General features: G+C 69.9%; 18 protein-coding genes and 3 pseudogenes. 15 read left to right on the top strand and 6 right to left on the bottom strand.

The genetic code is table 11. The features are described 5' to 3' along the window. Positions 1-7 precede the first annotated feature (7 nt). Positions 8-2,239, top strand: coding sequence for a RelA/SpoT family protein (locus tag ACTWQE_RS12380; protein ID WP_443328942.1), 2,232 nt, complete (start codon positions 8-10; stop codon positions 2,237-2,239). Positions 2,240-2,385: 146 nt separating this feature from the next. On the opposite strand, the pseudogene ACTWQE_RS12375 reads toward ACTWQE_RS12380, so the two are convergent. Then, positions 2,386-2,517: pseudogene (locus ACTWQE_RS12375) on the bottom strand (IS110 family transposase); the annotation flags it as partial. Between the two features lie 35 nt (positions 2,518-2,552). Between ACTWQE_RS12375 and ACTWQE_RS12370 the strand changes: the two are divergent. Further along, positions 2,553-4,055, top strand: a complete 1,503-nt coding sequence (locus tag ACTWQE_RS12370) for a M1 family metallopeptidase (protein WP_443328941.1) — start codon at positions 2,553-2,555, stop codon at positions 4,053-4,055. Positions 4,056-4,211: 156 nt separating this feature from the next. Then, positions 4,212-5,705: a GTPase HflX gene (hflX, locus tag ACTWQE_RS12365; RefSeq protein ID WP_443328940.1), complete on the top strand. Its 1,494-nt coding sequence runs from the start codon at positions 4,212-4,214 to the stop codon at positions 5,703-5,705. Between the two features lie 129 nt (positions 5,706-5,834). Here the strand turns inward: hflX and ACTWQE_RS12360 are convergent, their stop codons facing one another. Further along, complete coding sequence (locus ACTWQE_RS12360; protein ID WP_443328939.1) at positions 5,835-7,010, bottom strand: trypsin-like serine peptidase; 1,176 nt, start codon at positions 7,008-7,010, stop codon at positions 5,835-5,837. A gap of 355 nt (positions 7,011-7,365) precedes the next feature. On the opposite strand from ACTWQE_RS12360, the gene ACTWQE_RS12355 reads away from it, so the two are divergent. The 4 genes from ACTWQE_RS12355 to ACTWQE_RS12340 all read left to right on the top strand — a co-directional run bounded on the left by ACTWQE_RS12355 (position 7,366) and on the right by ACTWQE_RS12340 (position 13,993). Continuing rightward, complete coding sequence (locus ACTWQE_RS12355) at positions 7,366-9,315, top strand: IucA/IucC family protein (RefSeq protein ID WP_443328938.1); 1,950 nt, start codon at positions 7,366-7,368, stop codon at positions 9,313-9,315. Between the two features lie 68 nt (positions 9,316-9,383). Beyond that, a complete protein-coding gene (locus tag ACTWQE_RS12350; protein WP_443328937.1) occupies positions 9,384-10,115 on the top strand; it encodes a GNAT family N-acetyltransferase in 732 nt (243 codons plus the stop codon). 87 nt (positions 10,116-10,202) lie between these two features. Further along, the gene (locus tag ACTWQE_RS12345; RefSeq protein WP_443328936.1) at positions 10,203-11,960 is read left to right on the top strand and encodes an IucA/IucC family protein; all 1,758 of its coding nucleotides are present in this window, start codon (positions 10,203-10,205) and stop codon (positions 11,958-11,960) included. Positions 11,961-12,001: 41 nt separating this feature from the next. Continuing rightward, the gene (locus ACTWQE_RS12340) at positions 12,002-13,993 is read left to right on the top strand and encodes an ATP-dependent DNA helicase (RefSeq protein WP_443328935.1); all 1,992 of its coding nucleotides are present in this window, start codon (positions 12,002-12,004) and stop codon (positions 13,991-13,993) included. 69 nt (positions 13,994-14,062) lie between these two features. Here ACTWQE_RS12340 and lexA read toward each other — a convergent pair whose 3' ends face one another. Next, on the bottom strand, positions 14,063-14,848 hold the full coding sequence (gene lexA / locus ACTWQE_RS12335) for a transcriptional repressor LexA (protein ID WP_443328934.1): 786 nt from the start codon (positions 14,846-14,848) through the stop codon (positions 14,063-14,065). A 497-nt stretch (positions 14,849-15,345) separates the two neighbouring features. Here lexA and nrdR point away from each other — a divergent pair, with 497 nt between their 5' ends. Then, positions 15,346-15,855, top strand: a complete 510-nt coding sequence (nrdR, locus tag ACTWQE_RS12330) for a transcriptional regulator NrdR (protein WP_443328933.1) — start codon at positions 15,346-15,348, stop codon at positions 15,853-15,855. Between the two features lie 114 nt (positions 15,856-15,969). Next, positions 15,970-18,830: pseudogene (locus tag ACTWQE_RS12325) on the top strand (vitamin B12-dependent ribonucleotide reductase). 132 nt (positions 18,831-18,962) lie between these two features. Here ACTWQE_RS12325 and ACTWQE_RS12320 read toward each other — a convergent pair. Next, entirely contained in the window at positions 18,963-19,493 is a 531-nt protein-coding gene (locus tag ACTWQE_RS12320) for a TerD family protein (protein WP_443328932.1), read from the bottom strand. 392 nt (positions 19,494-19,885) lie between these two features. Between ACTWQE_RS12320 and ACTWQE_RS12315 the strand changes: the two genes are divergently transcribed. From ACTWQE_RS12315 to ACTWQE_RS12305, 3 genes are all read left to right on the top strand, one after another. Continuing rightward, positions 19,886-20,491 (top strand): YdbC family protein, encoded by a 606-nt coding sequence (locus tag ACTWQE_RS12315; protein ID WP_443328931.1) that lies wholly within the window; start codon positions 19,886-19,888, stop codon positions 20,489-20,491. A 190-nt stretch (positions 20,492-20,681) separates the two neighbouring features. Further along, positions 20,682-21,341, top strand: a complete 660-nt coding sequence (locus ACTWQE_RS12310; RefSeq protein WP_443328930.1) for a histidine phosphatase family protein — start codon at positions 20,682-20,684, stop codon at positions 21,339-21,341. 10 nt (positions 21,342-21,351) lie between these two features. Beyond that, entirely contained in the window at positions 21,352-22,260 is a 909-nt protein-coding gene (locus ACTWQE_RS12305) for an ADP-ribosylglycohydrolase family protein (RefSeq protein ID WP_443328929.1), read from the top strand. Between the two features lie 162 nt (positions 22,261-22,422). On the opposite strand, the pseudogene ACTWQE_RS12300 reads toward ACTWQE_RS12305, so the two are convergent. After that, positions 22,423-22,872 (bottom strand): annotated as a pseudogene (locus ACTWQE_RS12300) (MFS transporter); the annotation flags it as partial. Between the two features lie 30 nt (positions 22,873-22,902). Between ACTWQE_RS12300 and ACTWQE_RS12295 the strand changes: the two are divergent. The 3 genes from ACTWQE_RS12295 (at position 22,903) to ACTWQE_RS12285 (ending at position 24,877) form a co-directional block, all read left to right on the top strand. After that, a complete protein-coding gene (locus ACTWQE_RS12295; RefSeq protein WP_443328928.1) occupies positions 22,903-23,406 on the top strand; it encodes a TetR/AcrR family transcriptional regulator in 504 nt (167 codons plus the stop codon). A 91-nt stretch (positions 23,407-23,497) separates the two neighbouring features. Continuing rightward, positions 23,498-24,199: a ribonuclease HII gene (locus ACTWQE_RS12290; RefSeq protein WP_443328927.1), complete on the top strand. Its 702-nt coding sequence runs from the start codon at positions 23,498-23,500 to the stop codon at positions 24,197-24,199. A 63-nt stretch (positions 24,200-24,262) separates the two neighbouring features. Next, complete coding sequence (locus tag ACTWQE_RS12285; protein ID WP_443328926.1) at positions 24,263-24,877, top strand: hypothetical protein; 615 nt, start codon at positions 24,263-24,265, stop codon at positions 24,875-24,877. A 119-nt stretch (positions 24,878-24,996) separates the two neighbouring features. On the opposite strand, the gene ACTWQE_RS12280 is transcribed toward ACTWQE_RS12285, so the two are convergent. Further along, the gene (locus ACTWQE_RS12280) at positions 24,997-25,626 is read right to left on the bottom strand and encodes a hypothetical protein (RefSeq protein ID WP_443328925.1); all 630 of its coding nucleotides are present in this window, start codon (positions 25,624-25,626) and stop codon (positions 24,997-24,999) included. Positions 25,627-25,695: the final 69 nt, after the last annotated feature.

Here is a 25,695-nt window from a genome sequence, read left to right as displayed (position 1 = left end):
GGTGCCCATGAGCGCAGAGGCCACCAACCCTGGTCCCCCTGCCCGCAGGCGCGCCCGTATCGACCTGCGCAGACTCGGTCGCGCGGCGCTGTTGGGCCCCGCTCCCCGGGACCGGCTGCCGGATGCCATCGACCATGTGGCGAAGGTGCACCGCGCGCACCACCCGGGCGCGGACCTGGAACCGCTGCGCCGGGCGTATGTCCTCGCCGAGTCCTCGCACCGGGGCCAGACGCGCAAGAGCGGCGAGCCGTACATCACCCACCCCCTCGCGGTCACCCTGATCCTGGCCGAACTGGGCGCCGAGACGACGACGTTGACCGCCTCGCTGCTCCACGACACCGTCGAGGACACCGAGGTGACGCTGGACCAGGTGCGGGAGGAGTTCGGCGAGGAGGTCCGCTATCTCGTCGACGGCGTCACCAAATTGGAAAAGGTGGACTACGGGGCCGCGGCGGAACCCGAGACCTTCCGCAAGATGCTCGTCGCCACCGGCAACGACGTCCGCGTGATGTCGATCAAGCTCGCCGACCGGCTGCACAACATGCGCACCCTCGGCGTGATGCGGCCCGAGAAGCAGGTCAGGATCGCCAAGGTCACCCGCGACGTCCTGATCCCGCTGGCCGAACGGCTCGGCGTGCAGGCGCTCAAGACAGAGCTGGAGGACCTGGTCTTCGCGATCCTCCACCCCGAGGAGTACGCCCGTACGCGTGAGCTCCTCCTCGACCACGCGAGCCGCCCGGATCCGCTGAACCGGATCGCGGAGGAGCTGCGGGCGGTCCTGCGGGAGGCGGACATCGCGGCCGAAGTCCTGGTCAGGCCGCGGCACTTCGTCTCGGTGCACCGGGTGCGCCTCAAACGGGGCAAGCTCGGCGGCGCGGACTTCGGACGGATCCTGGTGCTCGTGGCGGAGGACGCCGACTGCTACGCGGTCCTCGGTGAACTCCACACCTGTTTCACCCCGGTGATCTCCGAGTTCAAGGACTTCATCGCCGTCCCCAAGTTCAATCTGTACCAGTCGCTGCACACGGCCGTGGCGTGCCGGCCGGGAGGTGAGGTCGCCGAAGTCCTCATCCGTACGCACCAGATGCATCTGGTGGCCGAGGCCGGAGTGATCGCCTTGGGCAATCCGTACGCTCCGACCGCGGAGGGCGCCGATGAGGCGGCGGCGGACGGCGAGCGCGCCGATCCCACCCGCCCCGGCTGGCTGTCCCGGCTGCTCGCCTGGCAGCAGGCCGCCCCCGACCCGGACACCTTCTGGGACTCCCTGCGCGACGACCTCGCCCAGGACGCCGAGATCACCGTCTTCCGCGCCGCCGGCGGTACTTTCGGACTGCCCGCGGGCGCCAGCTGTGTGGATGCGGCGTACGCCCTGCACGGCGAGGCCGCGCACACCTGCATCGGAGCACGGGTCAACGGCCGGCTCGCGACCCTCGCGACGGTACTCCGTGACGGCGACACGCTCCAGCTCCTGATGGCTCAGGACCCTGCTGCCGGTCCGGCCCCCGACTGGCTGCAGCACGCCCGTACACCCGCCGCGCGTATCGCGATCAGCCGCTGGCTGGCGGCGCACCCGGAGGCGCTGAAGGCACCTGCCCTTCCGCCCGCGGCGGGGCCGGGGAGCGCACCGGTGGACGGTGAGGGGAACGGCGAGGCGGATGGGACGGAAGCGGTCCAGGCGGCGACGGAGGGGACGGATGCCGAGGGGGCGGTGCCGGGCCCTGCCGCGGTGGTCGCCGCCGTCGCGGACCTGCCCGGTGCGACCGTACGCCTCGCCGGCTGTTGTACGCCGGTGCCGCCCGACGCGGTCACCGGGTTCGCCGTCCGGGGCGGCGCCGTCACCGTGCACCGGGCGCAGTGTCCGGCGGTCACTCGCATGACGGTGGCCGGACGGCACCCGGTCGGGGTGCGGTGGCGCGGCCGGGGAGAGGGTTCCGCCGGCGACTGCCGGGTCACGCTCCTGGCTGAGGCGTTCGGCCGCCCGCACCTCCTCGCCGACCTCACCGAAGCCATCGCGCTGGAAGGCGCGGCCATCGTCTCCGCCGCCGTCGAGCCACCCCACGAACAGCGCGTCCGCCACACCTACACCCTCCAACTCCCCGACGCGGCGGACCTCCCCGCCCTGATGCGCGCCATGCTCAGAGTGCCGGGGGTCTTCGATGTGAGCCGTGCCCACTCTCCGGGCGTAGTCGTGCCCCCGGTGGGCGACACCGTGACCAGGCGAGGCCGGCAGAGGACGTGAGCAGCGGGCCGGCGGAGGACATCAGCACAAGGAGGCGAGCAGATGACATCGGCAGACGAGAGCAGCGGTCTGCGGAACTCATAGGCAGCGGTCTGCGGAACTCATAGGCGGGGGTGCCTCTATGTCCTTCGTCAAGCCTGTGTGGGTCATGCGGGGGCCGCTTCCGGGGTGCGTGACTCGTAGAAGGTGCCGTCGCGGAGTATGGCGAACAGGACACTGATGCGGTGGCGGGCGAGGCGGAGGGCTGCCGTTCGAGTGGGTGGGGGCGCGCGGCTCCGCCGGAGGCTTGCACGGCGCTGATAGCCGTAAGGGCATGATCCGCTCACGGCACCGCAGGGCGGCCTTCGCGGCTGCCGCCATGGCCACCCTCGTCGCTGCCGGTACGCCGTCACCGGCGGCGGCGGGGATCGGCGACCGCCTCTTCCCCCATCTCGGGAATCCGGGCTACGACGTCCTGGCGTACGACATCGCCTTCGAGTACTCCGGCAGCAACAGCAAGCCCCTGCGGGCGGTCACGGTGATCGAGGCCCGCGCCACAGCCCCACTGGCCGGGTTCCATCTGGACTTCGCTCGGGGCACGGTCACATCCGTCGAGGTGAACGGCCGTCCGGCCCGGTTCGAGTCCGTCGGCGAGGACCTCGCCCTCACTCCGGCCCGGCCCGTCCGGGCAGGAGCCCCGTTCCGGATCGGCGTCGTGCACACCAGTGACCCGAACGCGACGGACGGCGGCTGGGTGCGGACGGACGACGGTCTGGCGATGGCCAACCAGGCCGATGCCGCACACCGGGTCTTCCCGTGCAACGACCACCCCTCCGACAAGGCCCGGTTCACCTTCCGCGTCACCGCACCGAAGGGGATCACGGTCGTCGCGGGCGGGCTCCCCCTGTTCCGTGAGCCGGGGGATGCCACGACCACATGGGCGTATCGCACGGCCCACCCGATGGCCACCGAGCTGGCGCAGGTCTCCATCGGACGCTCCGCGGTGCTGCGGCGCACCGGACCGCACGGTCTGCCCGTACGGGACGTCGTGCCCGCGGCCGACCGCGAACGGTTGGCGAGGTGGACGGCCCGCACCCCCGGGCAGATCGCCTGGATGGAGAGGAAAGTCGGCCCGTACCCCTTCGAGACGTACGGCGTGCTGATCGCCGGGGCCCGGACCGGGTTCGAACTGGAGACCCAGACGCTCTCACTCTTCGAGCGCGGACTGTTCACGGACCCGCGCTTCGCCGAGCCGTATGTCGAATCGGTCATGGTGCACGAGCTGGCCCATCAGTGGTTCGGCAACAGCGTCAGCCCCGTGCGGTGGTCGGACGTCTGGCTCAGCGAGAGCCACGCCACCTGGTACGAAGCCCTCTACGCCGAGGAGCGCTCAGGGGCCCGGCTCTCCGAGCGGATGCGCCGGGCGTACGGCCTGTCCGACGCCTGGCGCGCCGTCGGCGGTCCGCCTGCCGCGCCCGCGCCGCCGGCTCCCGGACGGAAGACCGACATCTTCCGGCCGGTCATCTACGACGGCGGCGCGCTGGTGCTCTACGCGCTGCGCGAGCGGATCGGCGCAGCGGCCTTCGACCGTCTGGAGCGGACCTGGGCGGCACGCCACCGGTACGGCCATGCCTCCACCGCCGACTTCATCGCGCTGGCCTCCGAGGTCTCCGGGCAGGACCAGACGGCCTTTCTGCGGTCGTGGCTGTACGACGCCAGGACGCCGGCCATGCCCGGTCACCCCGACTGGAAGGCCGACGGGGCCGTACCGCAACCGGCTGCTGCCGCACCACAGCAGGGTGGGAGGGATCCCCACCGGCACGGAAAACCCGCGTGACGGCCGCCCGCGGGCATGGGACCATTTTCGGGTCGGCAGATCGGCGGGATTTCAGGCCGGCAGGCCGGCACGGTGGCAGGGCGGCCCGGGCAGGGGAATCCTCCGGAGTCCCCCGGTGTTGTCACCGATGAGAGTTTCCATCGACGTAAGGATCAAATGACCTCCTCTTCTTCCCCTTCCCAGGATGCCCAGAGCTTTTCGACAAGCCTTCGGGCCGACGCCCTGATGGAAGAGGACGTCGCCTGGAGTTACGAGATCGACGAGGAGCGTGACGGCGACCAGTACGACCGCTCCGACCGGGCGGCACTGCGTCGTGTCACGGGCCTGTCCACCGAGCTCGAGGACGTCACCGAGGTCGAGTACCGGCAGCTGCGCCTGGAGCGCGTGGTGCTGGTCGGCGTCTGGACGTCCGGCACGGTGGATGACGCGGAGAACTCCCTCGCCGAACTGGCCGCACTGGCCGAGACGGCCGGCGCGGTGGTCCTCGACGGAGTGATCCAGCGCCGCGACAAGCCCGACCCGGCCACGTACATCGGCTCGGGCAAGGCTCAGGAGCTGCGGGAGATCGTGCTCGAGAGCGGAGCCGACACCGTCGTCTGCGACGGTGAGCTCACCCCGGGGCAGCTCATCCACCTCGAGGACGTCGTCAAGGTGAAGGTGGTCGATCGCACTGCCCTGATCCTCGACATCTTCGCCCAGCACGCCAAGTCCCGAGAGGGCAAGGCGCAGGTCTCGCTGGCCCAGATGCAGTACATGCTGCCGCGGCTGCGTGGCTGGGGTCAGTCGCTGTCCCGGCAGATGGGTGGCGGTGGCTCCGGTTCGTCGGGCGGCGGTATGGCCACCCGCGGCCCCGGTGAGACCAAGATCGAGACGGACCGGCGGCGCATCCGCGAGAAGATGGCGAAGATGCGCCGGGAGATCGCGGACATGAAGACCGGCCGTGACATCAAGCGGCAGGAGCGCCGTCGGAACAAGGTACCTTCGGTCGCCATCGCCGGATACACCAACGCGGGTAAGTCCTCGCTCCTGAACCGGCTGACGGGTGCGGGCGTCCTGGTGGAGAACGCGCTGTTCGCCACCCTCGACCCCACCGTGCGCCGGGCCGAGACGCCCAGCGGCCGGCTCTACACCCTGGCCGACACCGTCGGCTTCGTCCGGCACCTGCCGCATCACCTGGTGGAGGCGTTCCGCTCCACGATGGAGGAGGTCGGGGACTCCGATCTGATCCTTCACGTGGTGGACGGTTCACACCCGGTGCCCGAGGAGCAGCTGGCGGCAGTGCGCGAAGTGATCCGCGACGTGGGCGCGGTGGACGTGCCCGAGATCGTGGTGATCAACAAGGCGGACGCCGCCGACCCGCTCGTACTGCAGCGGCTGCTGCGGATCGAGAAGCACGCCATCGCGGTGTCCGCCCGTACGGGCCAGGGCATCGACGAGCTGCTGGCCATGATCGACGAGGAGCTGCCGCGGCCGCGGGTCGAGATCGAGGCGCTGGTGCCGTACACGCACGGTCAGTTGGTCTCGCGGGCGCACGCCGACGGCGAGGTGATCTCCGAGGAGCACATCCCGGAGGGCACGGTGCTCAAGGCGCGGGTCCATGAGGAGCTGGCGGCCGAGCTGCAGCCCTATGCACTGGCCGGGCAGCGCTGACCCCGGAGCCCCACATGCGGCGCTGCGGCTGAACGTCGGCAGTTGAACGACCACAGAGGGCCCGCCCCACCGGTTGGTGGGGCGGGCCCTCTGCTACGGACGCGGCAGCTGCTACGGACACCTCGGCTGCTACTGGCCGGCGAACTTCCTGCTGACGGTCTCGTACAGGCTCTTCGCCTCAAGACCCAGATGCGGACCGGCGAGCCATGTGGCCGTCGCCGGGCCGATGGAGGTGTTGGACACCAGTGCCGGCTTGCCGTCGGCTCCGTTGGCGAACCAGCCTCCGCCGGACGAACCGCCTGTCATCGTGCAGCCGATGCGGTACATCGTCGGCTGCGACGAGGCCACCGAAAGGCGGCCGGGCTTGTCGACGCAGGAGAACATCCTGCTGCCGTCGAACGGCGGGGCGGCGGGGTAGCCCCAGGCTCCCATGTTCTCGATGGTCTTGACCGCGGGGGCGTTGAAGTCGACCGGCAGGGCCGCGCCGACGGTCTCCTCCAGGGAGGTGCCCTCGCTGCCCTTCACCGGCTTCACATGGAGCACGGCGAAGTCGTACGGAGCACCGCTGCCGCCCGTGGCGGCACCCTGGGAGATCCACTGGTCGGAGGTGGAGGCCCAGTCGGCCCACCAGACGCCGTACGGGGCGACCTGCTCACGGGGGGCGCTGTTCAACTGGTCGGCGGAGGCCCCGTTGTCGTTGAAGGACGGGACGAAGGCGATGTTGCGGTACCAGCCGCCGTTCTTGCCCGCGTGGACACAGTGACCCGCCGTCCAGACCATGTTGGACTTCCCCGGGTTCGCCGGGTCCTTCACGACGGTGGCGGAGCAGACCATGGAGCCCTCGGGGCCGTCGAAGAAGACCTTGCCGACGGGAGCCGCGTTGTCGTGGTACGGCGTCTCGACCGCCCCGGCCTCCACGGGTGCCGGCTCGGGATCGGTGACCCCTTGATCAGCGGAGACGTCGGCGGGGACCGTCTTCTGCGGGTCCTCGGCGCCCTTCATGCGCTCCGGCTTCCAGAGGTCCTCGATGATCGGGTTGACGAAGTCCCCGGCCTCCCGCAGCCAGTCGTCCTTGTTCCAGTTCTTCCACTCGCCGTTCTTCCACTTGTCCAGGTCCAGACCCAGCTCCCTCAGCCGCTCCTTGATGTCCTCGGGCGCGGTGGCGTCGTTCTGTCCCTGCTGGCCCGCGGAGACGCCGGACTGGTCGCTCGCACTGTCGTCCGTCGGGCCGCACGCGGTCGCGGTCACCGCGAGCACAGCGGCGAGCGCGGCCGCGGCGAGGGCAGGCCGTCGTATGGATGGCATGGGTGGAACTCCCCCTGGATGTCTACGAACGTGCGATGGACTTGTCATGCGAGAGGCGCAAGGCCCCACTATGCCCGTGCCGTTGGGGACGGCCACGCGCGGGGCCGCGGTTCCCGATCGCACGCGGGCAGGGCGGCCAAGGATCTTGCGGGTGCCCGTGATCCGCTGCGCGCGGCGTCGTTGGTACGTACGGCGGGCAGCCGAGCAGCGTTCACCAGGAGGCAGGAAGAGCCGGGGGCCGCCTCCGAAGAGGCCCGGCCGGGTACCCACCGGCGCTCCCCGCCGGAGCACCCGTGCACCGGGCCCCGGCCCCGCCGAGCAACGGTGAGCCAGGAGCACACCGACCGCGGCAGGTATGCCCAGTCCAGCGAACCGACAAAGGAGGGAGGCGCCCGCTTCACGGCCAGATCGCCGGGATCACGGCGCCGACGAGACCATGAACGCATACTCCGGCCACGACGCCACAGCGACCACCGTCGAGCACGCCGTGCCCCCGCAGGCCGGCCCTGCCGGTGCCGCCTCGACCAGTCCTGACCCGCTGGATCACCCCGATCCTCGTATCGCTGCCGACGCGGCGGGCGTCGAGAATCTGTTGCGTTGCTGGACGCGGGAGACGGGCACTCCACCGCCGTGCGGTGACACGCTTCGTATCGCCCTCACCGCGAGCGGCACCGCCCTGCTGGTCCCCATCCGCTACTGGTCGGCCACCGGGTGGCACCGGTTCGGCAGCCCCGCCCTGGAGAGCGCGCCGGCCGGCGCCCCCGCCGTGGACGCCGTCACCCTTGCCGCCCTCCTCGGCCGCGAGACGGCCCAGGCCGCCCCCGGGACGGGGGAGAGCGGAGCCGAGCTCGTCGGCCGCGTGGCCGACTCCGTGCACCGCACCACCGCGTTCATCGCGGGCCGACGGGCCCACCCGGCCGTGCCGCTCGCTGGAGATCTGTTCCTCGACGGGGAGCAGTCACTCATTCTCGGCCATCCGCTCCATCCCACTCCCAAGAGCCGTGAGGGGCTCTCCGACGCTGAAACCCAGGCCTACTCGCCCGAGCTGAGGGGCTCCTTTCCCCTGCACTGGCTGGCTGTCGATCGTGCTGTGCTGGCCACCGACTCCGCCTGGACCGAGCGGGGCCGCCCTGTGCACGCCGAGCAGTTGGCCACCGAGCTGGCGGGGGCCGGTCTCGAATTGCCGGACGGAACCGTGCCGCTGCCCCTCCACCCGTGGCAGGCGCGCGAGATCCGGCACCGTCCGGCAGTGGCGGAGCTCCTGGACGCCCGGCTGCTGCACGATCTGGGGCCGTACGGCGACCTTTGGCACCCCACCTCCTCCGTACGAACCGTGCACCGGCCCGGTGCGGCCGCCATGCTCAAGCTCTCCCTCGGCCTGCGGATCACCAACTCCCGTCGTGAGAACCTCCGTAAGGAACTCCAGCGCGGTGTCGAGGTGCACCGACTGCTGCGCAGCGGCCTCGCCGAGCAGTGGCAGAGCGTTCACCCCTGCTTCGACATCGTCCGTGACCCGGCCTGGCTCGCCGTGTCCGGACGGGACGGTCAGCCGATTCCCGGCCTCGACGTCGTCGTCAGGCACAACCCGTTCGCCCTCGGCGACGATGCCGTCTGCATCGCCGGACTGACCTCACCCCGTCCCTTCCCGGGCACTCAAGCATCCGGCCACCCCCTGATGCGGTCCCGGCTCGCCGCCCTCGTGGCCCGGCTCGCCACACACACCGGGCGTCCCCTCGGCGCCGTATCCACCGAGTGGTTCCTGCGCTACCTCCAAGCTGTGGTACGACCCGTACTGTGGCTCGATGGCGAAGCCGGGATCGCGCTCGAGGCACACCAACAGAACACCCTGGTGCTTCTTGATGCCGATGGCTGGCCGGCCGGCGGCCGCTACCGCGACAACCAGGGCTACTACTTCCGCGAGTCGCACAGGACCGGCCTCGAACGTCGGCTGCCCGGCATCGGTGGTGAGAGCGACACGTTCGTCTCCGACGAGGTCACCGACGAACGTCTCGCCTACTACCTCGGCATCAACAACGTGCTCGGCCTCATCGGAGCGTTCGGTGCCCAGGGACTCGCCGACGAACGCGTCCTCCTGGCCGCCTTCCGGCGTTTCCTCAGAGAAGCCGCGTCGGGCCCCGCGAAGCTCCGCTCCTCGCTACCCGGCCGCCTCCTCGACACCACCACACTGCGCTGCAAGGCGAATCTGCTCACCCGGCTGCACGGCCTCGACGAGCTGGTCGGCCCGGTCGACACCCAGTCCGTCTATGTCACCATCCCCAACCCCCTTGCCACTTCCGCGGGATGACCTCCTGGACCCATGGGACGCAACAGAATCCAGCGGACTCACCGGGCTCCGGAGAGGAGAGCGCCGAAGTGCCGTCGACCGAATCCAGCACCAGCTCCAGTACCGACGACACCCTCGACCTGCAGCTGTCGGACGAGCTCACCGCCCTGGTCGCCGAAGAGCGGGTCCTCCTCGCTCGCACGGCTGCCAAGACCCGCGCCCCCGGCCGTCCGGACCTGACGACCGGCCACGACCTGCTCGACGCCGTCGCCACATGGGGCCCCGCCACCACCTCCTCAGGAGCCTTCCAGCTCGTCCCCGTCGACATCGGCCGCGACCTGCCGCTGGTCTCCTGCTGGATGAACGACCCGGCCGTCGCCGCCTTCTGGGACCTCGCGGGCCCGGATGAGACAGCAGCGGCCCATCTGCGTACCCAACTCCAGGGCGACGGACGCAGCGTGCCCTGTCTCGGCGTCCTGAACGGCACGCCGATGAGCTATTGGGAGGTCTACCGCGCCGATCTCGATCCCCTGGCCCGCCACTATCCCGCGCGGCCGCATGACACCGGCCTCCATCTGCTCATCGGTGCCGTCGGCGACCGTGGCCGGGGAGTCGGGACATCGCTGCTCCGCGCCGTCTCCGATCTCGTCCTCGACCACCGCCCCTCCTGCGGCCGGGTCATCGCGGAGCCCGACCTCCGCAACACCCCGTCCGTAGCAGCCTTCCTCGGCGCCGGCTTCCGCCTCACCGCCGAGGTTGACCTGCCCGACAAGCGAGCAGCTCTGATGATGCGCGACCGTGCTCATCGCCACCTCCTGTGATCAGGCCCTCTGGCACCGCTGATCTCTCCACTGCTTTCCTTACACCGCTCGGCCCGTCCCCGTTCCCGTTCCGAGGAGCCCAGACTTTTGCGCCCGTCACCGCAGCAGCGTCAAGCCGCCTGGAACCAAGCAGCCCGCCGCCTGCTCGCCAAGATGCTCGCGGAATTCGCGTATGAAGAAGTGATCACCCCTGAGCCCGAGGGAGGCGACCCGCAGGCGTACCGGCTCACGGTGACCGACAGCACCACCTATCGCTTCCGTGCCCGCCGCAGCGCATACGGGCACTGGCGGGTGGACCCGGAGTCGATCACCCCGTCCGGGGATCCGCTGCGGTTCATCGCCCTCGCCCACGACACCGTTCTCGGGCTGACCGGCGACACGACCGGACACCTCGTCCGGGAGCTCACCGCCACTCTTGCGGCCGATGCCTGCCTCGGCTCGACCCCGCACAGCGCCGCGGACCTCGCCGACCTCGGCTATGCCGAGCTGGAAGGCCACCAGACCGGTCACCCCTGGATCGTGGTCAACAAGGGGCGGCTCGGGTTCTCCGCCGCCGACACGGCCCAGTGGGCTCCGGAGGCGCGCATGGCGCAGCGCCTTCCCTGGCTCGCCGTCCACCGCGACCTCGCGCAGTACCGCGGCGTCCCCGCGCTCGGCACCCCCGACCGGCTCTACGCCGAGGAACTCACCCCCGAGACCCGCGCGGCCTTCGCCCGCACGGTCGCCGACCAGGACCGTGACCCCGCCGACTACCTGTGGCTCCCAGTACACCCCTGGCAGTGGGACGAAAGCGTGGCGCCGCTCTTCGCACCACAGGTGGCCGACGGAACGATAATCCCGCTCCCGGCGGACGAGGACCTCCGGCTTCCCCAGCAGTCGATCCGTACCTTTTTGAACACGAGCCGTCCGGGCGCGCGCACAGTCAAACTCCCGCTCTCCATTCTCAACACCCTGGTGTGGCGAGGACTCCCCACCGAGCGCACCATCGCCGCACCGGCCGTCACCAGCTGGGTGCACGCGCTGCGCGACGGCGACCCCTTCCTCCGGGACGAGGCCCGTGTCGTTCTGCTCGGTGAGACGGCCTCCGTCGCGGTCGAGCACCCGCTCTACGACCGGCTTCCCGGCGTCCCGTACCAGTACCGGGAACTGCTGGGCTGCATCTGGCGCGAGCCCGTCTCCCAGTACCTCGACCCCGGGGAGCGCGCGCGTACTCTGGCAGCCCTCCTCCTCACGGATCCGCAGGGCCGCTCCTTCACGGCGGAGATCGTCCGGCGTTCCGGCCTCGATCCGGCGGACTGGCTGAGCCGTCTCTTCGCTGCCCTGCTACCGCCTCTGCTGCACTTCCTCTACCAGTACGGCACGGTCTTCTCGCCGCACGGAGAGAACGCCATCGTCGTCTTCGACGACCGGGACGTGCCCGTCCGCCTGGCGGTGAAGGACTTCGTCGACGATGTGAACGTCAGCGCCGAGCCGCTGCCCGAGCACGACACCATGCCCGACGAGGTACGTGAGGTCCTGCTCACCGAGCCGCCGGGCTTTCTCACCCAGTTCATCCACTCCGGCCTCTTCGTGGGCGTCTTCCGCTACCTCGCGCCGCTCTGCGAGGAGCAGCTCGGAGTGCCCGAGAACGAGTTCTGGTCGCTGGTCCGGGCCGAGATCGTCCGGCACCAGGCGCGGTTCCCCGAACTCAAGGACCGGTTCGAGACCTTCGACCTGCTCACACCGCGTATCGAGAGGCTGTGCCTCAACCGCAACCGCCTCCATATGGACGGCTACCGCGACCGCCCGGACCGGCCCCACGCGGCCGTCCACGGTACGGTCCCGAACCCCCTCCACCAGCCGTGACGGCGGTCGATGTCAGTGGAGCCCCGTAGGGTGGTGGCGCTATGACGAAGCCCTCCCTTCCCGAGCTGCTGCACGCCGCCGTCACCGCCGTCGGCGGCACGGAGCGCCCTGGTCAGGTCACCATGGCCGAAGCCGTCGCCGAAGCCGTCGACGACGGCTCCCACCTGCTGGTCCAGGCGGGCACTGGTACCGGCAAGTCCCTCGGGTATCTGGTGCCGGCGCTGGCTCACGGCGAGCGCGTCGTCGTGGCCACCGCGACCCTCGCGTTGCAGCGGCAGCTCGTCGAGCGCGATCTGCCGCGCACGGTCGACGCTCTGCACCCGCTCCTGCGGCGCCGCCCCGAGTTCGCCATGCTCAAGGGGCGCTCCAACTACCTGTGTCTGCACCGTCTGCACGAGGGAGTGCCGCAGGAGGAGGAAGACGGGCTGTTCGATCCCTTCGAAGCCGCGATGCCGGCCAGCAAGCTCGGCAAGGATCTCCTGCGGATGCGGGACTGGGCGGACGAGACGGAGACCGGCGACCGGGACGATCTCACCCCCGGCGTCTCGGACCGGGCCTGGTCCCAGGTGTCCGTCTCCTCCCGCGAGTGCCTGGGCGCGTCGAAGTGCGCGTACGGCGCGGACTGCTTCGCCGAGGCCGCACGCGAGCGTGCCAAGCTCGCCGATGTCGTCGTCACCAACCACGCCCTGCTGGCGATCGACGCGATCGAAGGTGCGCCCGTACTCCCCAGCCATGAGGTGCTGGTCATCGATGAGGCCCACGAGCTGGTCTCCCGGGTCACCGGCGCCGCCACCGGTGAGCTCACCCCCGGATCGGTGAACCGCGCGGTGCGCCGCGCCGCCAAGCTGGTCGACGAGAAGGCGGCGGACTCCCTGCAGACCGCGGCCGAGACCTTCGAACGGCTGATGGAGCTGGCCCTGCCCGGTCGCATCGAGGAGATTCCGGAGGATCTCGGCTACGCCCTGATGGCGCTCCGTGACGCGGCCCGCACGGTCATCACGGCCCTGGGAAACACCCGTGACAAATCAGTTCAGGACGAGGACGCGGTACGCAAGCAGGCCCTCGCCTCCATCGAGAATGTCCACGCGGTGGCGGAGCGCATCGCGAACGGCTCGGAATACGACGTCGTCTGGTACGAACGCCACGACCGTTTCGGCGCCTCGCTGCGTGTCGCGCCGCTTTCGGTGGCCGGCCTGCTCCGCGACAAGCTCTTCACCGAGCGTTCCGTGGTGCTGACCTCGGCGACCCTCAAGCTCGGCGGCGACTTCAACGGTGTGGGGGCCTCCCTCGGCCTGTCGCCGGAGGGGGTGCAGGGTGAGGACATCCCGCAGTGGAAGGGCCTGGATGTCGGCTCGCCCTTCGACTACCCGAAGCAGGGCATTCTCTATGTGGCCAAGCATCTGGCGCAGCCGGGCCGCGAGGGGAGTCGCACCGACATGCTGGACGAATTGGCGGAGCTCGTGGAGGCCGCAGGCGGCCGCACTCTCGGTCTCTTCTCGTCGATGCGGGCGGCCCAGGGCGCCGCGGAGGCCCTCCGGGAACGGCTGGAGATGCCGATCCTGCTGCAGGGTGAGGAGACCCTCGGTGAGCTGATCCGCACCTTCGCGTCCGACGCGCGGACCTGCCTCTTCGGCACCCTGTCGCTGTGGCAGGGCGTCGATGTCCCCGGGCCGAACTGCCAGCTGGTCGTGATGGACCGGATTCCCTTCCCGCGGCCTGACGACCCGCTGATGAGCGCTCGGCAGAAGGCCGTGGAGGAGGGCGGCGGCAATGGCTTCATGGCCGTTGCGGCCACGCATGCGGCGCTGCTGATGGCGCAGGGCTCCGGACGACTCGTACGGGCGTCCGGCGACCGCGGGGTGGTCGCCGTACTCGACCCCCGGCTTACCACGGCCCGATATGGCAGCTTTCTGAGGGCGTCGATGCCGGACTTCTGGTATACGACGGATCGCAATCAGGTCCGCCGCTCGCTGGCCGCGATCGACGCGGCTGCCGAGGCCGCCCGGAAGCAGAGCTCTGTGCAGAGTTCTTAGTCCCTCGGACCGCAGAGCAGGGCCCCGGAACCGGCGCAGTGGTTCCGGGGCCCGGTCGTGAGGGGCGTGTCAGACCCGCCGCAGCACCGCCACCACCTTGCCGAGGATGGTCGCATCATCGCCGGGAATCGGCTGGTACGCGGAGTTGTGCGGGAGCAGCCAGACATGGCCGTCCTCCCGCTTGAAGCGCTTCACGGTGGCCTCACCGTCGAGCATGGCGGCCACGATGTCACCGTTCTCCGCGACGGGCTGGCGGCGCACCGTCACCCAGTCGCCGTCGCAGATCGCCGCTTCGAGCATCGAGTCGCCGACGACCTTCAGGACGAACAGTTCGCCGTCACCCACCAGTTGGCGGGGGAGCGGGAACACGTCCTCGACCGATTCCTCGGCGAGGATGGGACCACCGGCCGCGATACGGCCGACCAGCGGAACGTAGGACGCGGCGGGTTTGCCCGTCGTATCCGTCGGCTGGGTGCTCGGCCCGTCCGAGCCGCGAACCTCGTACGCCCGCGGGCGGTGCGGGTCGCGGCGCAGGAAGCCCTTGCGCTCCAGGGCCATGAGCTGATGGGCCACGGAGGAGGTGCTCGAGAGCCCCACCGCCTGGCCGATCTCACGCATGGACGGTGGGTAACCGCGCCGCTGCACCGAGTCCCGGATGACTTCGATGACCCGACGCTGCCGGTCCGTGAGGCCGGAGCTGTCCGCCCGGATTCCTGGAGGTCGTCCGGGCAGCGAGCGGGCGGGCTTCTGCCCCTCGGAATTCATGGATGCATCATTCATCGGGTGCGTCTGGTCGACTCGGTGCTGGGAGCGGTCCTGGGCGGTGATGGTGGCGCTGTCTGCGGTGGTGGTCACGTCGGCCCCTCTCGAGATGTTCTCCCTAGTGGGACAACGGTAGTTGGTTTCGAAAGGTTGCGCCAAACACACGTTCGAGTGAAATTTCGCAATTCGCCTGACGGGATCAGGGGGGCACATGTATGGGCGGAGGGTTGATCCCCTCGTGACGGTATCCCGCACCCCGCCGGGATGCGGGTGAGGTGTGCGTGGAGTGTCGCACGGCCGTCACTCAGTGTGGCACCTGTGACCCGCCGCTCGGTGTCCGGCGTCCCTCCCGTACTCTCATGGGCGCCGCACAGCGCGACACGCGGTCGATGTGCTTGGCGGTCAACCACCAGATCTAGTGGTTTGATGAGGGCGAGTCACCCACAAGTTGTGGTTCGGCGTCGTTCGCAGCAGCGGATATCGCCTATGCTTGGGGGTGCTCCGCACGGCCCGTCCAGGGCTGGTGAGGCCGTTGCAGCTGTGCTTGCTGTGTCGTACCACGTTCAAAGGGTTCAAGGAGGGTAGGGATCATGCACTGCCCCTTCTGCCGACACCCGGACAGCCGAGTGGTGGACAGCCGTACCACCGATGACGGGACCTCGATCCGCAGGCGTCGCCAGTGTCCCGACTGCTCCCGCCGCTTCACCACGGTGGAGACGGCGTCACTGATGGTGATCAAGCGGAGTGGCGTCACCGAACCCTTCAGCCGCGACAAGGTCATCTCCGGGGTGCGCAAGGCGTGCCAGGGGCGGCCCGTCACGGAGGACGCGCTCGCCAAGCTCGGCCAGCGTGTCGAGGAGGCGGTGCGTGCCACCGGCAGCGCCGAGCTCTCGACCCATGACGTGGGGCTCGCCATACTCGGCCCGCTCCAGGAGCTCGATCTCGTCGCCTATCTGCGCTTCGCGTCCGTCTACCGGGCGTTCGACTCGCTCGAGGACTTCGAAGCTGCAGTCGCGGAGCTGCGTGAGCAGCGACCCTCGGCCGACACCGGCGGGCCCGCCGGGGACTCCGAGGTCCCCGCGCCCGCTGCCGCCGACTAGCGGCGCACACCAGACCTGCCCGGAGCGCATCGAGCGCCCGGGCGCCGGACAGACACCGTGCCTACGGGAAGAAATGGGCACATCAGGGCGTTTTAGCCCGCACAGGGAGGCGGCATGACAGAGACGACGAGCGGCCCGGCACGAGGCTCCCGCGCCAAGGGCAGCAAGGCGAGCAAGGGGCTGCGCATCGAGCGCATCCACACCACCCCCGGCGTGCATCCGTACGACGAGGTGGTCTGGGAGCGCCGTGACGTCGTCATGACCAACTGGCGCGACGGTTCGGTCAACTTCGAGCAGCGCGGCGTGGAGTTCCCCGACTTCTGGTCGGTGAACGCGGTCAACATCGTGACGAGCAAGTACTTCCGGGGAGCGGTGGGGTCCCCCGAGCGTGAGTCCAGCCTGAAGCAGCTCATCGACCGTGTGGTCAAGACGTACCGCAAGGGCGGCGAGGACCACGGCTACTTCGCCTCCCCCGCGGATGCCGAGATCTTCGAGCAGGAGCTGGCCTACGCGCTCCTCCACCAGGTGTTCAGTTTCAACTCGCCGGTATGGTTCAACGTCGGCACGAAGCAGCCGCAGCAGGTCTCCGCCTGCTTCATCCTGTCGGTCGACGACTCGATGGAGTCCATCCTCGACTGGTACAAGGAAGAGGGGATGATCTTCAAGGGCGGCTCCGGCGCCGGCCTGAACCTCTCCCGGATCCGCTCCTCCAAGGAGCTGCTGTCCTCCGGTGGCAACGCCTCCGGTCCAGTCTCCTTCATGCGCGGCGCGGACGCGTCCGCAGGCACGATCAAGTCGGGCGGTGCCACCCGCCGCGCGGCCAAGATGGTCGTTCTCGATGTGGACCACCCGGACGTCGAGGCCTTCATCGAGACCAAGGTGAAGGAGGAGGAGAAGATCCGCGCCCTGCGGGACGCGGGCTTCGACATGGACCTCGGCGGTGACGACATCACCTCCGTCCAGTATCAGAACGCCAATAACTCCGTCCGGGTGAACGACGAGTTCATGAAGGCCGTGGAGACCGGCAGCACGTTCGGGCTGCGGGGACGGATGACCGGCGAGGTCATCGACGAGGTCGACGCCAAGGGCCTCTTCCGGAAGATGGCCGAGGCGGCCTGGGCCTGTGCCGACCCGGGGATCCAGTACGACGACACGATCAACCACTGGCACACCTCGCCGGAGAGCGGGCGGATCACTGCGTCGAACCCGTGCAGCGAGTACATGCACCTGGACAACTCCTCCTGCAACCTCGCCTCGCTGAACCTGATGAAGTTCCTGCGCGACGACGACCAGGGCAACCAGACGTTCGAGGCGGAACGCTTCGCCAAGGTCGTCGAACTCGTCATCACGGCGATGGACATCTCCATCTGCTTCGCCGACTTCCCGACCCAGAAGATCGGCGAGACCACCCGCGCCTTCCGCCAGCTGGGCATCGGCTACGCCAACCTCGGCGCCCTGCTGATGGCCACCGGACATGCCTACGACTCGGACGGCGGGCGCGCCCTCGCCGGTGCCATCACCTCGCTGATGACCGGTACCTCGTACCGGCGCTCCGCAGAGCTGGCCGCGGCCGTCGGCCCGTACGAGGGCTATGCCCGGAACGCGGAGGCCCACAAGCGCGTCATGCGGCAGCACTCCGACGCCAACGGCGCGGCCAAGCGCATGGACGACCTGGACACCCCGGTCTGGGCCGCGGCCACCGAGGCCTGGCAGGACGTCATCCGCCTCGGCGAGAAGAACGGCTTCCGCAACGCTCAGGCGTCCGTGCTGGCCCCCACCGGCACCATCGGTCTGATGATGGACTGCGACACCACGGGCGTCGAGCCGGACCTGGCCCTGGTCAAGTTCAAGAAGCTGGTCGGCGGTGGCTCGATGCAGATCGTGAACAACACCGTCCCGAAGGCGCTCAAGCGGCTGGGCTACCAGCCGGAGCAGGTCGAGGCGATCGTCGCCCACATCGCCGATCACGGCAATGTCATCGACGCGCCCGGCCTCAGGCCGGAGCACTACGAGGTCTTCGACTGCGCCATGGGTGAGCGCTCCATCTCGCCGATGGGCCATGTACGGATGATGGCGGCGGCACAGCCGTTCCTGTCCGGCGCGATCTCCAAGACGGTGAACATGCCGGAGTCGGCCACCGTCGAGGAGATCGAGGAGATCCACTTCGAGGGCTGGAAGCTGGGGCTGAAGGCGCTCGCGATCTACCGCGACAACTGCAAGGTCGGCCAGCCGCTCTCGGCCAAGAAGAAGGAAGAGAAGGCCGAGCCGCAGGCGGAGAAGGTCGTCGAGTACCGGCCGGTCCGCAAGCGGCTGCCGAAGGGGCGCCCCGGAATCACCACGTCCTTCACGGTGGGCGGTGCCGAGGGCTATATGACCGCCAATTCCTACCCGGACGACGGCCTCGGCGAGGTCTTCCTGAAGATGTCCAAGCAGGGCTCGACCCTCGCGGGCATGATGGCGCCTTCTCCATCGCCGTCTCGGTGGGCCTGCAGTACGGCGTGCCGCTGGAGACGTACGTCTCGAAGTTCACCAATATGCGTTTCGAGCCGGCGGGCATGACGGACGACCCGGATGTGCGGATGGCGCAGTCGATCGTCGACTACATCTTCCGCCGACTGGCGTTGGACTTCCTGCCGTTCGAGACTCGCTCGGCGCTCGGCATCCACTCCGCCGAGGAGCGTCAGCGCCACCTGGAGACCGGTTCGTACGAGCCGAACGACGACGAGGTGGACGTGGAGGGGCTCGCCCAGTCCGCGCCCCGCCATGTCGAGCTTCCGAAGTCGTCGACGGCCAGGCCCGAGGCGGCCGCCGCAGTGCCCGCGCCCAAGGAGGCGCACAGCTCCACCGAACTGGTGGAGATGCAGCTCGGAATGAACGCGGACGCTCCGCTGTGCTTCTCCTGCGGTACGAAGATGCGCCGCGCGGGCAGCTGCTACCTGTGCGAGGGCTGCGGCTCGACCAGCGGCTGCAGCTGAGACCGAGCGCGCTTCGGGTGTGAGGTAACGGCCGGGGCGGGGAGTCGGCGGAATGTCGGCTCCCCGCCCCGGCCGCGGTTGCACACAAGGCCGGAGCGGCAGCCCGCTCGCCGCCCCCGACCCATGCGACGATCAGAAGGAATTGCTTCCCATCGTGGCGGCGAAGGAGTCCGGGTCGACGTCGAACCCGCGGACGGCCGGGCGGAATCGCCATTCCCCGGAAGCGTCACGCACGAACTCGGCGACGGTCGCGGCTGTGGCCCCGGAAACCTTCGCGAAGTCGTCCCGCGCCAGTTCCTGGTGACCCTCAAGAATCCGGACGCCGGTATTCGCTATCTCGCCGAACGTCCTGCGCCCCTCGCGCTGCTGGATGGCCACCCCCACGACGACGCGTGCGTACGTGAGGGCCAACCGATCGAACTCCAGGGTCATGACCTCGTCGGAGCCGAAGCCCTGACCGGTACGGCTGTCCCTGTTGAGGGTGATGGTGCCGTCAGGCGACCGGCTGTCGAAGTGCACGAGGTACGCGGGCTCACCGTACGGGCCGTCCGCGGGGTAGGTCGCGGCGATGATGTCGAGATCATTGTCCGGAGCACCGGAGGGACTGGGGTCCCATCTGAGCGTCACCTCGACTTTTCCGAGTCCCTTGTTGAGACTGCTCACCAGACTTCCCTTCCTCGGAACAGCGCCGATGTGGACTGAGTCCGCGTTCTGCCACGGCGTCGGCGGACCTGACGAAGCGGATCCCGACCGCAGAGGGGCCCCGATCCCGGTGGGGAACAGCGGAACAGGTCGCACCGCATGATCACGTCCGTAACTGCCGTGGGTTCGTGGGTGGTTACCCATGGTGCCACGGCCGTATCCCACGTCACGAGGCGAATTGCCTCCTCCCTGCCCTCGCTGCCCACGCCGCCGGATGATGTCCGCGTAGCCCGAGGCTGCCGTGGCGGCAGTGGGCAGTGGGCAGTGGGCAGTGGCGACAGCCGGACAGGCGGGGTGGGCCCCCACCCGGCAGGGAGTGATGCAGAGCACTCCTGGGGCCGTACGATGGCGCGGTGCTGGTCAAGTGGATTCGCTGCACCGTGGTGGACCGCCGCGGTTTCGAACGGGGGCAGCGAAAATGGGCGGGGCTGCTCGGCGAGCCGGGCTTCCGGGGGCAGGGCGGGGGATGGAGCCGGGCGCGCCCGGGCGTGGCGCACCTCTTCACCTTCTGGGAGAGCCGGGCGTTCTACGACTCCTTCATGGCGCGGTCGCACGACCGGCTCGCGGCTGCGCAGTCCGGCACCTTCAAGGACGCCCACATACGCCTCTTCGAGCACCGCTTCGATGTCAAGGTCGGGTTCCAGCCGGACTTCTCCGACGCGGATGTGGCACGGGTGGCCCACTGCCGGGTCCGTACGGAACGCGTGGAGCACTTCACCCTGATGCAGGAGAAGGTGTGGAATCCGGCCATGGCCGGGTCGCCCGGCATGCTGCGCGGCTTGTTCGGGGAGGCGCCGGGGAGCGAGTTTCTGGTCCTGTCACTGTGGGACTCCGCCGCTGAGCACGGAAAGTACCGGGCGGAGCGTGTGGAGCGGCTGGCCCTGAGGGCGCAGATCGAGGCCGATGTCTCCGCGCTCGCGGGTGATGTCGTGGCTCTCGAACCCTCCTGGTCGGTGTGACCTGCGACCTGCTGCATCGGTTCCGCGCCGAGGCCCGGCCCGTACAGGACCTCCGCAGGCTGTGGCCGTACCGCCGCCGGGGGTAGCCGTACCGGATGAGCGGATCACGGAGCGAGGAAGATCGCGTGGCTCACCGGTGTCACCGCGACCGGGGTCGGCGAGCTCCCGGGGAGCGATCTATGGTGGCCGCATGGCACGGCCGCGGCGCATCGTCCTCATCCGGCACGGAGAGTCGGAGGGCAATACCGACGACACGGTCTACGAGCGGGAGCCGGACCATGCGCTCCATATGACGGAGACCGGGTGGCACCAGGCAGCGGAGTCCGGGCGGCAACTGCGCGACGTGTTCGGCGAGGAGCGGATCAGCGCGTATGTGTCTCCGTACCGACGGACACACCAGACCTTCCGGGCGCTCGGTCTCGACCCCAGGCTGGTGCGGGTACGAGAGGAGCCAAGACTCCGGGAGCAGGACTGGGGCAACTGGCAGGATGCCGAGGACGTGCGGCACCAGAAGGTCTACCGCGACGCGTACGGACACTTCTTCTACCGATTCGTCCAGGGGGAGTCCGGAGCGGATGTCTACGACCGGGTGGGCGCCTTCCTGGAGAGCCTTCACCGGAGCTTCGAGGAACCCGACCACCCGCCGAATGTGCTTCTGGTCACCCACGGCCTGACCATGCGGCTCTTCTGTATGCGCTGGTTCCACTGGACCGTCGCGGAATTCGAGTCACTGTCCAACCCTGGGAACGGCGAGTTCCGGATGTTGCTCCTCGGCGCGAACGGCCGGTACCACCTGGACCGTCCGTTCGAGCGCTGGTGCACACCCGAGTCCTATGACGTCACCGGTTAGAGTGCAGGCGATGAGCGCTGATCCTCCTCTCATGCGACGCCGCGAGCGAGCCCTCGCCAGCCTGCGCGGGCTGGCCGTGGGCGACGCACTGGGTTCCCAGTTCTTCGTGCCGTCGAACTATCCCGCGCTCAAGCGACGCGCTCTGCCGCCTGGCGTCTGGCAGTGGACGGACGACACGGAGATGGCGTGTTCGGTGCTTGCCGTCCTGGTGGACCACGGCCGCATCGACCAGGACGCGCTCGCCCGGTCCTTCGCAGAGCATCATGACGTCGACCGTGGCTACGGCCCGGCCGTGAACCGGATGCTGCGACTGATCCGAGAGGGCGGGGACTGGCGTGAGCTGGCCTCCGCGCTGTTCAACGGGCAGGGGTCCTGGGGCAACGGCGCCGCGATGCGGATCGCTCCGCTCGGCGCGTGGTACGCGGGCGAACCGGAGCAGGCCACGCACCAGGCGGAGATCTCCTCCTACATCACCCACCAGCACCGCGAGGCAGTCGCCGGGACGATGGCAGTCGCGGCCGCCGCGGCCCTGGTGGCCCGCCCGGACGGCTGCGGCGGCGGCGAAGCACTCCTGGGCAGGGTGATCGAGCTCGTACCGCGCAGCGCCGTCCAGGCAGGGCTGCGCCGCGCCCTGGACATGCTCGACTACGGCGACGCCGGAACCGTCGCCGCGGTCCTCGGGTCCGGTCGCCGCACCAGTGCGCACGACACCGTGCCGTTCAGTCTCTGGGCCGCCGCCCGTCACCTCGGAAACTACGAGGAGGCGTTCTGGACAACCGCGCAGGTCGGCGGCGATATGGACACCACCTGCGCCATTGTCGGAGGAGTGCTGGCCGCGGCAGAGGGAGGCGCCCCGCCGGGCGACTGGCAGGAGCGCACCGAGCCGCTCCCCGGCTGGGCCCCGGCCGCGTCCGCCTGAGCCTTCCCACCGGTCCCCGTCACGGCTGCTCGGGCGCTTCCCCCTCCGCCCCTGCCCTACGCGATGCGGGTGGCCTACGCGATGCGGGTGGCCTACGCGATGCGGGTGGCCTACGCGGTGCGGGTGCCCTACACGGTGCGGGCCAGCGCACGGCCCGTCCTCTCAGGCGACGGGACCGCCCGCTCCTGCCGCGCCGCTGAGCGCCTCCAGGCCGCTCTTCCGTACCCGGATGACCGTCACCGCGGTGACCAGCGCCAACAGGACCAGTCCGGCCGCTGCTATGAACGCGGTGGATATGCCTTCCGTCAGCACGTGGTGTCCCCATGGAGGCGGAAGCTCCTGGGACTTGGCGAACGGGCCCGCTGCGGGCGTGGCCAGGGCCAGGAAGGACGGAACCTGCTTCTTGGGCTCGTCGCGGCCGGCCGTGCCGAAGACCGTCACCGGAAGGGACAGGCCCGGTGAACCGCCCACCTGCTGCATCGCGTTGAGAAGGCCTGACGCGGCGCCTGCCTCGCGCTGCGCCACACCGGACACCGTGGTCAGGGCCGGCGTCACGAAGTTGCGCCCCCTCCCCAGGCCGAACAGCAGCATCGGCCCCAGCACCCCGCCGAGCTAGCCCCGTACTCGAGCGCGCGATCCTGGATGCCGCGCTCGATCCTGGATGCCGCGCTCGATCAGCTGAGCACCGTCGGCTGGAGCGGCCTGACGATGGAAGGAGTCGCGACCGCCGCCCAGACGGGGAAAACGGCTGTCCACCGCCGCTGGTCCTCCACGGAAGATCTTGTCGCCGACGCCTTGCGGGCGGGGCTGCCCCGGCTGATCGGGCCCCCGGACTCCGGCAGCGTACGCGGGGATCTCATCCACCTGTGCTGCGCGCTGCGGGACGCGATGTGCTCCCGGTCCGGGTCCCGCACTGCGCTCCGTCGTTCACGAATGCGACAGCACCACCACGGAGCCCTTTCTCGAGGTGATTCTCGACGGTGTGGTCCTGCGGGGAAAGCAGCTCATCGGCGAGATCGTGCGGCGTGGAATTGCGCGGGGGACGTGCCTCCCGATGCCACCGGCGACCTCGTCGCAGATGTCTTTCCAGCGATCATGATGTACCGAGCGAAGGTGTGCGGCAGCGAACTTCCCAGGACGAGGTGACCGATCAAGTGATGCTTCCGCTCCTGCGTCGGCACTTCGGCTGATCCCCGCCTGCCCTGCTCCGGCTCCGGCGGCGTAATCTGACTGCGCCATGCCGTACGAACCACCTACTCACAGCGTCGAGCGGTCACTCCGCGCCACCACCGGTGCCAAGGTCGTCGCCGGGGTCGACGAGGTCGGGCGCGGCGCCTGGGCCGGTCCGGTCACCGTGTGCGCCGCCATCACCGGTCTTCGCCGGCCCCCCGAGGGGCTGACGGACTCCAAGCTGCTCACACCCAAGCGGCGCACGGAGCTGGCCGGGGTCCTGGAGGGGTGGGTCACCTCCTACGCCCTGGGCCACGCCTCGCCGCAGGAAATCGACCGGATGGGGATGACGGCGGCGCTGAGGCTTGCCGCGCTGCGAGCACTGGAGGTGCTGCCCCTCCGCCCCGACGCGGTCATCCTGGACGGTAAGCACAACTACCTGGGCGCGCCTTGGATGGTCCGCACGGTCATCAAGGGCGACCAGTCGTGCGTCGCGGTCGCCGCCGCCTCGGTGATCGCCAAGGTGCGCCGGGACGCCATGATGGCCGAACTGGGAGCGGGCTGTCCCGACTTCGAGTTCGTCGACAACGCGGGCTATCCCTCGCCCGTGCACCGCGCCGCTCTGGAGGAACTGGGGCCCACGGAGCACCACCGCATGTCCTGGGCCTATCTGGATGCGCTGCCGCGCTGGCAGCATCTCAAGCGCGAGCGGATCGTGACGGAAACCGTGTCCCTGGAATCCGGGGGGCAACTCGGCTTCGACTTCTGAGCGGCCGCCCCGCAACCACCCCCGCTGGTGCGTATCGCACCAACGTTTGATAGACATCAGCTCATGCCTCTCATCCCCGAGGAGCCTCAGATTCACGAGAGTGTCCCGGGTCCCCGCGTAACTCCGGCCCCCGGCCGCACCGCGTCGACCCCCCGTCCCGTCCCTGGCCCCGGCCCCCGTCCCGCGATGTCGCGGCCCGGCCGCCCTGGTCCGCAGCGTGGCCCGGCCACTCCGCCGACGCAGCGCGGGCCGCGTGAGACCGCCAAGAATGCGGCGCCTGCCACCCCGGCTCCGCAGATCCAACTGATCCCCGCCTCCGCTGAGGGCGCGCTGGACGCGGCCGAGGAAGCGGTCGACCTGCTGCTGGACTCCGGTCGTGCACCGCACGATGTCCTCGTGCTGACCACAGGTGAGCAGCACCCGTGGGCCGCGCACGAGTTGTCGTTCGGCGAGGCCTCCTACTGGGCGCAGCACGACGCTCGCGATGACGTCTTCTACGTCGACGCCGCCGCGGTCGGCCGCGCCTCGAACCGTGCCGTCGTGGTCGTCGCGGTCAACGGAGGCACGGACGACGCAACCGCCCGTGCGCTGCCAGCAGCCACGGCCAAGGCCGGGGCGCTGCTGATCGTCTGCGGGGACCCGCAGCGGATCAACTCGCTCATGGGCGCCGGGGTCTGACGACCCGGGAGTCCTTGGAGCCGGACCACGGTGCCGGACTGTCCTGCCGATGGGGCCGTCCGGTGCCTGCTTCCGGCCGAGGCGCGACGGAGGCCGTCAGCGTGCCGCCGTGCGGGACGTCAACTCCGTTGGCCCGTCGGAAGCGTGCCCGGGGTCGGCGAAGATGCGGTTCCACGGCCCTCTTCGTGTCGGCTGTCTCCGTCCCGGTCCGCCTCGGACCGGGGGACCGCGTGCGGGTGCCGGCCGCCGCGTCCCTCCCCGAGCACCTGCCAGCCGTCCTGCGTCAGCGTGATGTACGAGCCGCAGCGCAGTCCGTGCAGGGTGCAGGCGTCACGCAGTCCCCACATCCACGCGCCGTCCTCCTCCGTCCAGCCGCCGTCTCCGTCCCGGCAGGAGAGGAGCACCGCTGTGCGCACGGGTACGCGACGTCGAAGATCGTGCGGAATGATCCGGCGCAGCTGTGCCAGCAGGGCGTTACGGAACACCCAGCCGTCGGCTTCGGTCGCGTGATGGCCGAAGGAGGCGCTCGCGGTCACCCTTTCGTCCGTGTCGAGGACGGCGACGACGGTGCTCATGGGCACCGGCAGATGGAGGTCGTGCAAGCCCGTGACGACCTCTCGCGGGCTGCGCAGCAAGGGGATTCCGGCAGCGGCCCACTCCGCGGGCTCGAGCATTCGGCCCAGCCGGGATACGGCGGCCGCGGCCGTGGAGAACGGAGTGGCCGGAGGCCGAGCGAAGCCGGAGGTCACGGTCCTCCTTTGGTCTGCACGGCCGACACCGGGCAGGGTTCGGTCAGGGGGTGCCCCGCGGCACCGCAC

The sequence above is a fragment of the Streptomyces sp. 8N706 genome, from assembly GCF_052245415.1.
Lineage (GTDB): Bacteria > Actinomycetota > Actinomycetes > Streptomycetales > Streptomycetaceae > Streptomyces.
Note: the sequence above shows the minus strand (reverse complement) of the source record. Positions and strands in the feature narration are given on the sequence as shown.

Excerpts from the sequence above, each read along its gene's own strand:
- ACTWQE_RS12305 (WP_443328929.1), top strand. The coding sequence starts at position 21,352 with ATGAGCGCTGATCCTCCTCTCATGCGACGCCGCGAGCGAGCCCTCGCC.
- ACTWQE_RS12360 (WP_443328939.1), bottom strand. The coding sequence starts at position 7,010 with ATGCCATCCATACGACGGCCTGCCCTCGCCGCGGCCGCGCTCGCCGCT.
- ACTWQE_RS12370 (WP_443328941.1), top strand. The coding sequence starts at position 2,553 with ATGATCCGCTCACGGCACCGCAGGGCGGCCTTCGCGGCTGCCGCCATG.
- ACTWQE_RS12285 (WP_443328926.1), top strand. The coding sequence starts at position 24,263 with ATGCCTCTCATCCCCGAGGAGCCTCAGATTCACGAGAGTGTCCCGGGT.
- hflX (WP_443328940.1), top strand. The coding sequence starts at position 4,212 with ATGACCTCCTCTTCTTCCCCTTCCCAGGATGCCCAGAGCTTTTCGACA.
- ACTWQE_RS12380 (WP_443328942.1), top strand. The coding sequence starts at position 8 with ATGAGCGCAGAGGCCACCAACCCTGGTCCCCCTGCCCGCAGGCGCGCC.
- ACTWQE_RS12290 (WP_443328927.1), top strand. The coding sequence starts at position 23,498 with ATGCCGTACGAACCACCTACTCACAGCGTCGAGCGGTCACTCCGCGCC.
- ACTWQE_RS12295 (WP_443328928.1), top strand. The coding sequence starts at position 22,903 with ATGCCGCGCTCGATCCTGGATGCCGCGCTCGATCAGCTGAGCACCGTC.
- ACTWQE_RS12355 (WP_443328938.1), top strand. The coding sequence starts at position 7,366 with ATGCCCAGTCCAGCGAACCGACAAAGGAGGGAGGCGCCCGCTTCACGG.
- nrdR (WP_443328933.1), top strand. The coding sequence starts at position 15,346 with ATGCACTGCCCCTTCTGCCGACACCCGGACAGCCGAGTGGTGGACAGC.
- ACTWQE_RS12340 (WP_443328935.1), top strand. The coding sequence starts at position 12,002 with ATGACGAAGCCCTCCCTTCCCGAGCTGCTGCACGCCGCCGTCACCGCC.
- ACTWQE_RS12310 (WP_443328930.1), top strand. The coding sequence starts at position 20,682 with ATGGCACGGCCGCGGCGCATCGTCCTCATCCGGCACGGAGAGTCGGAG.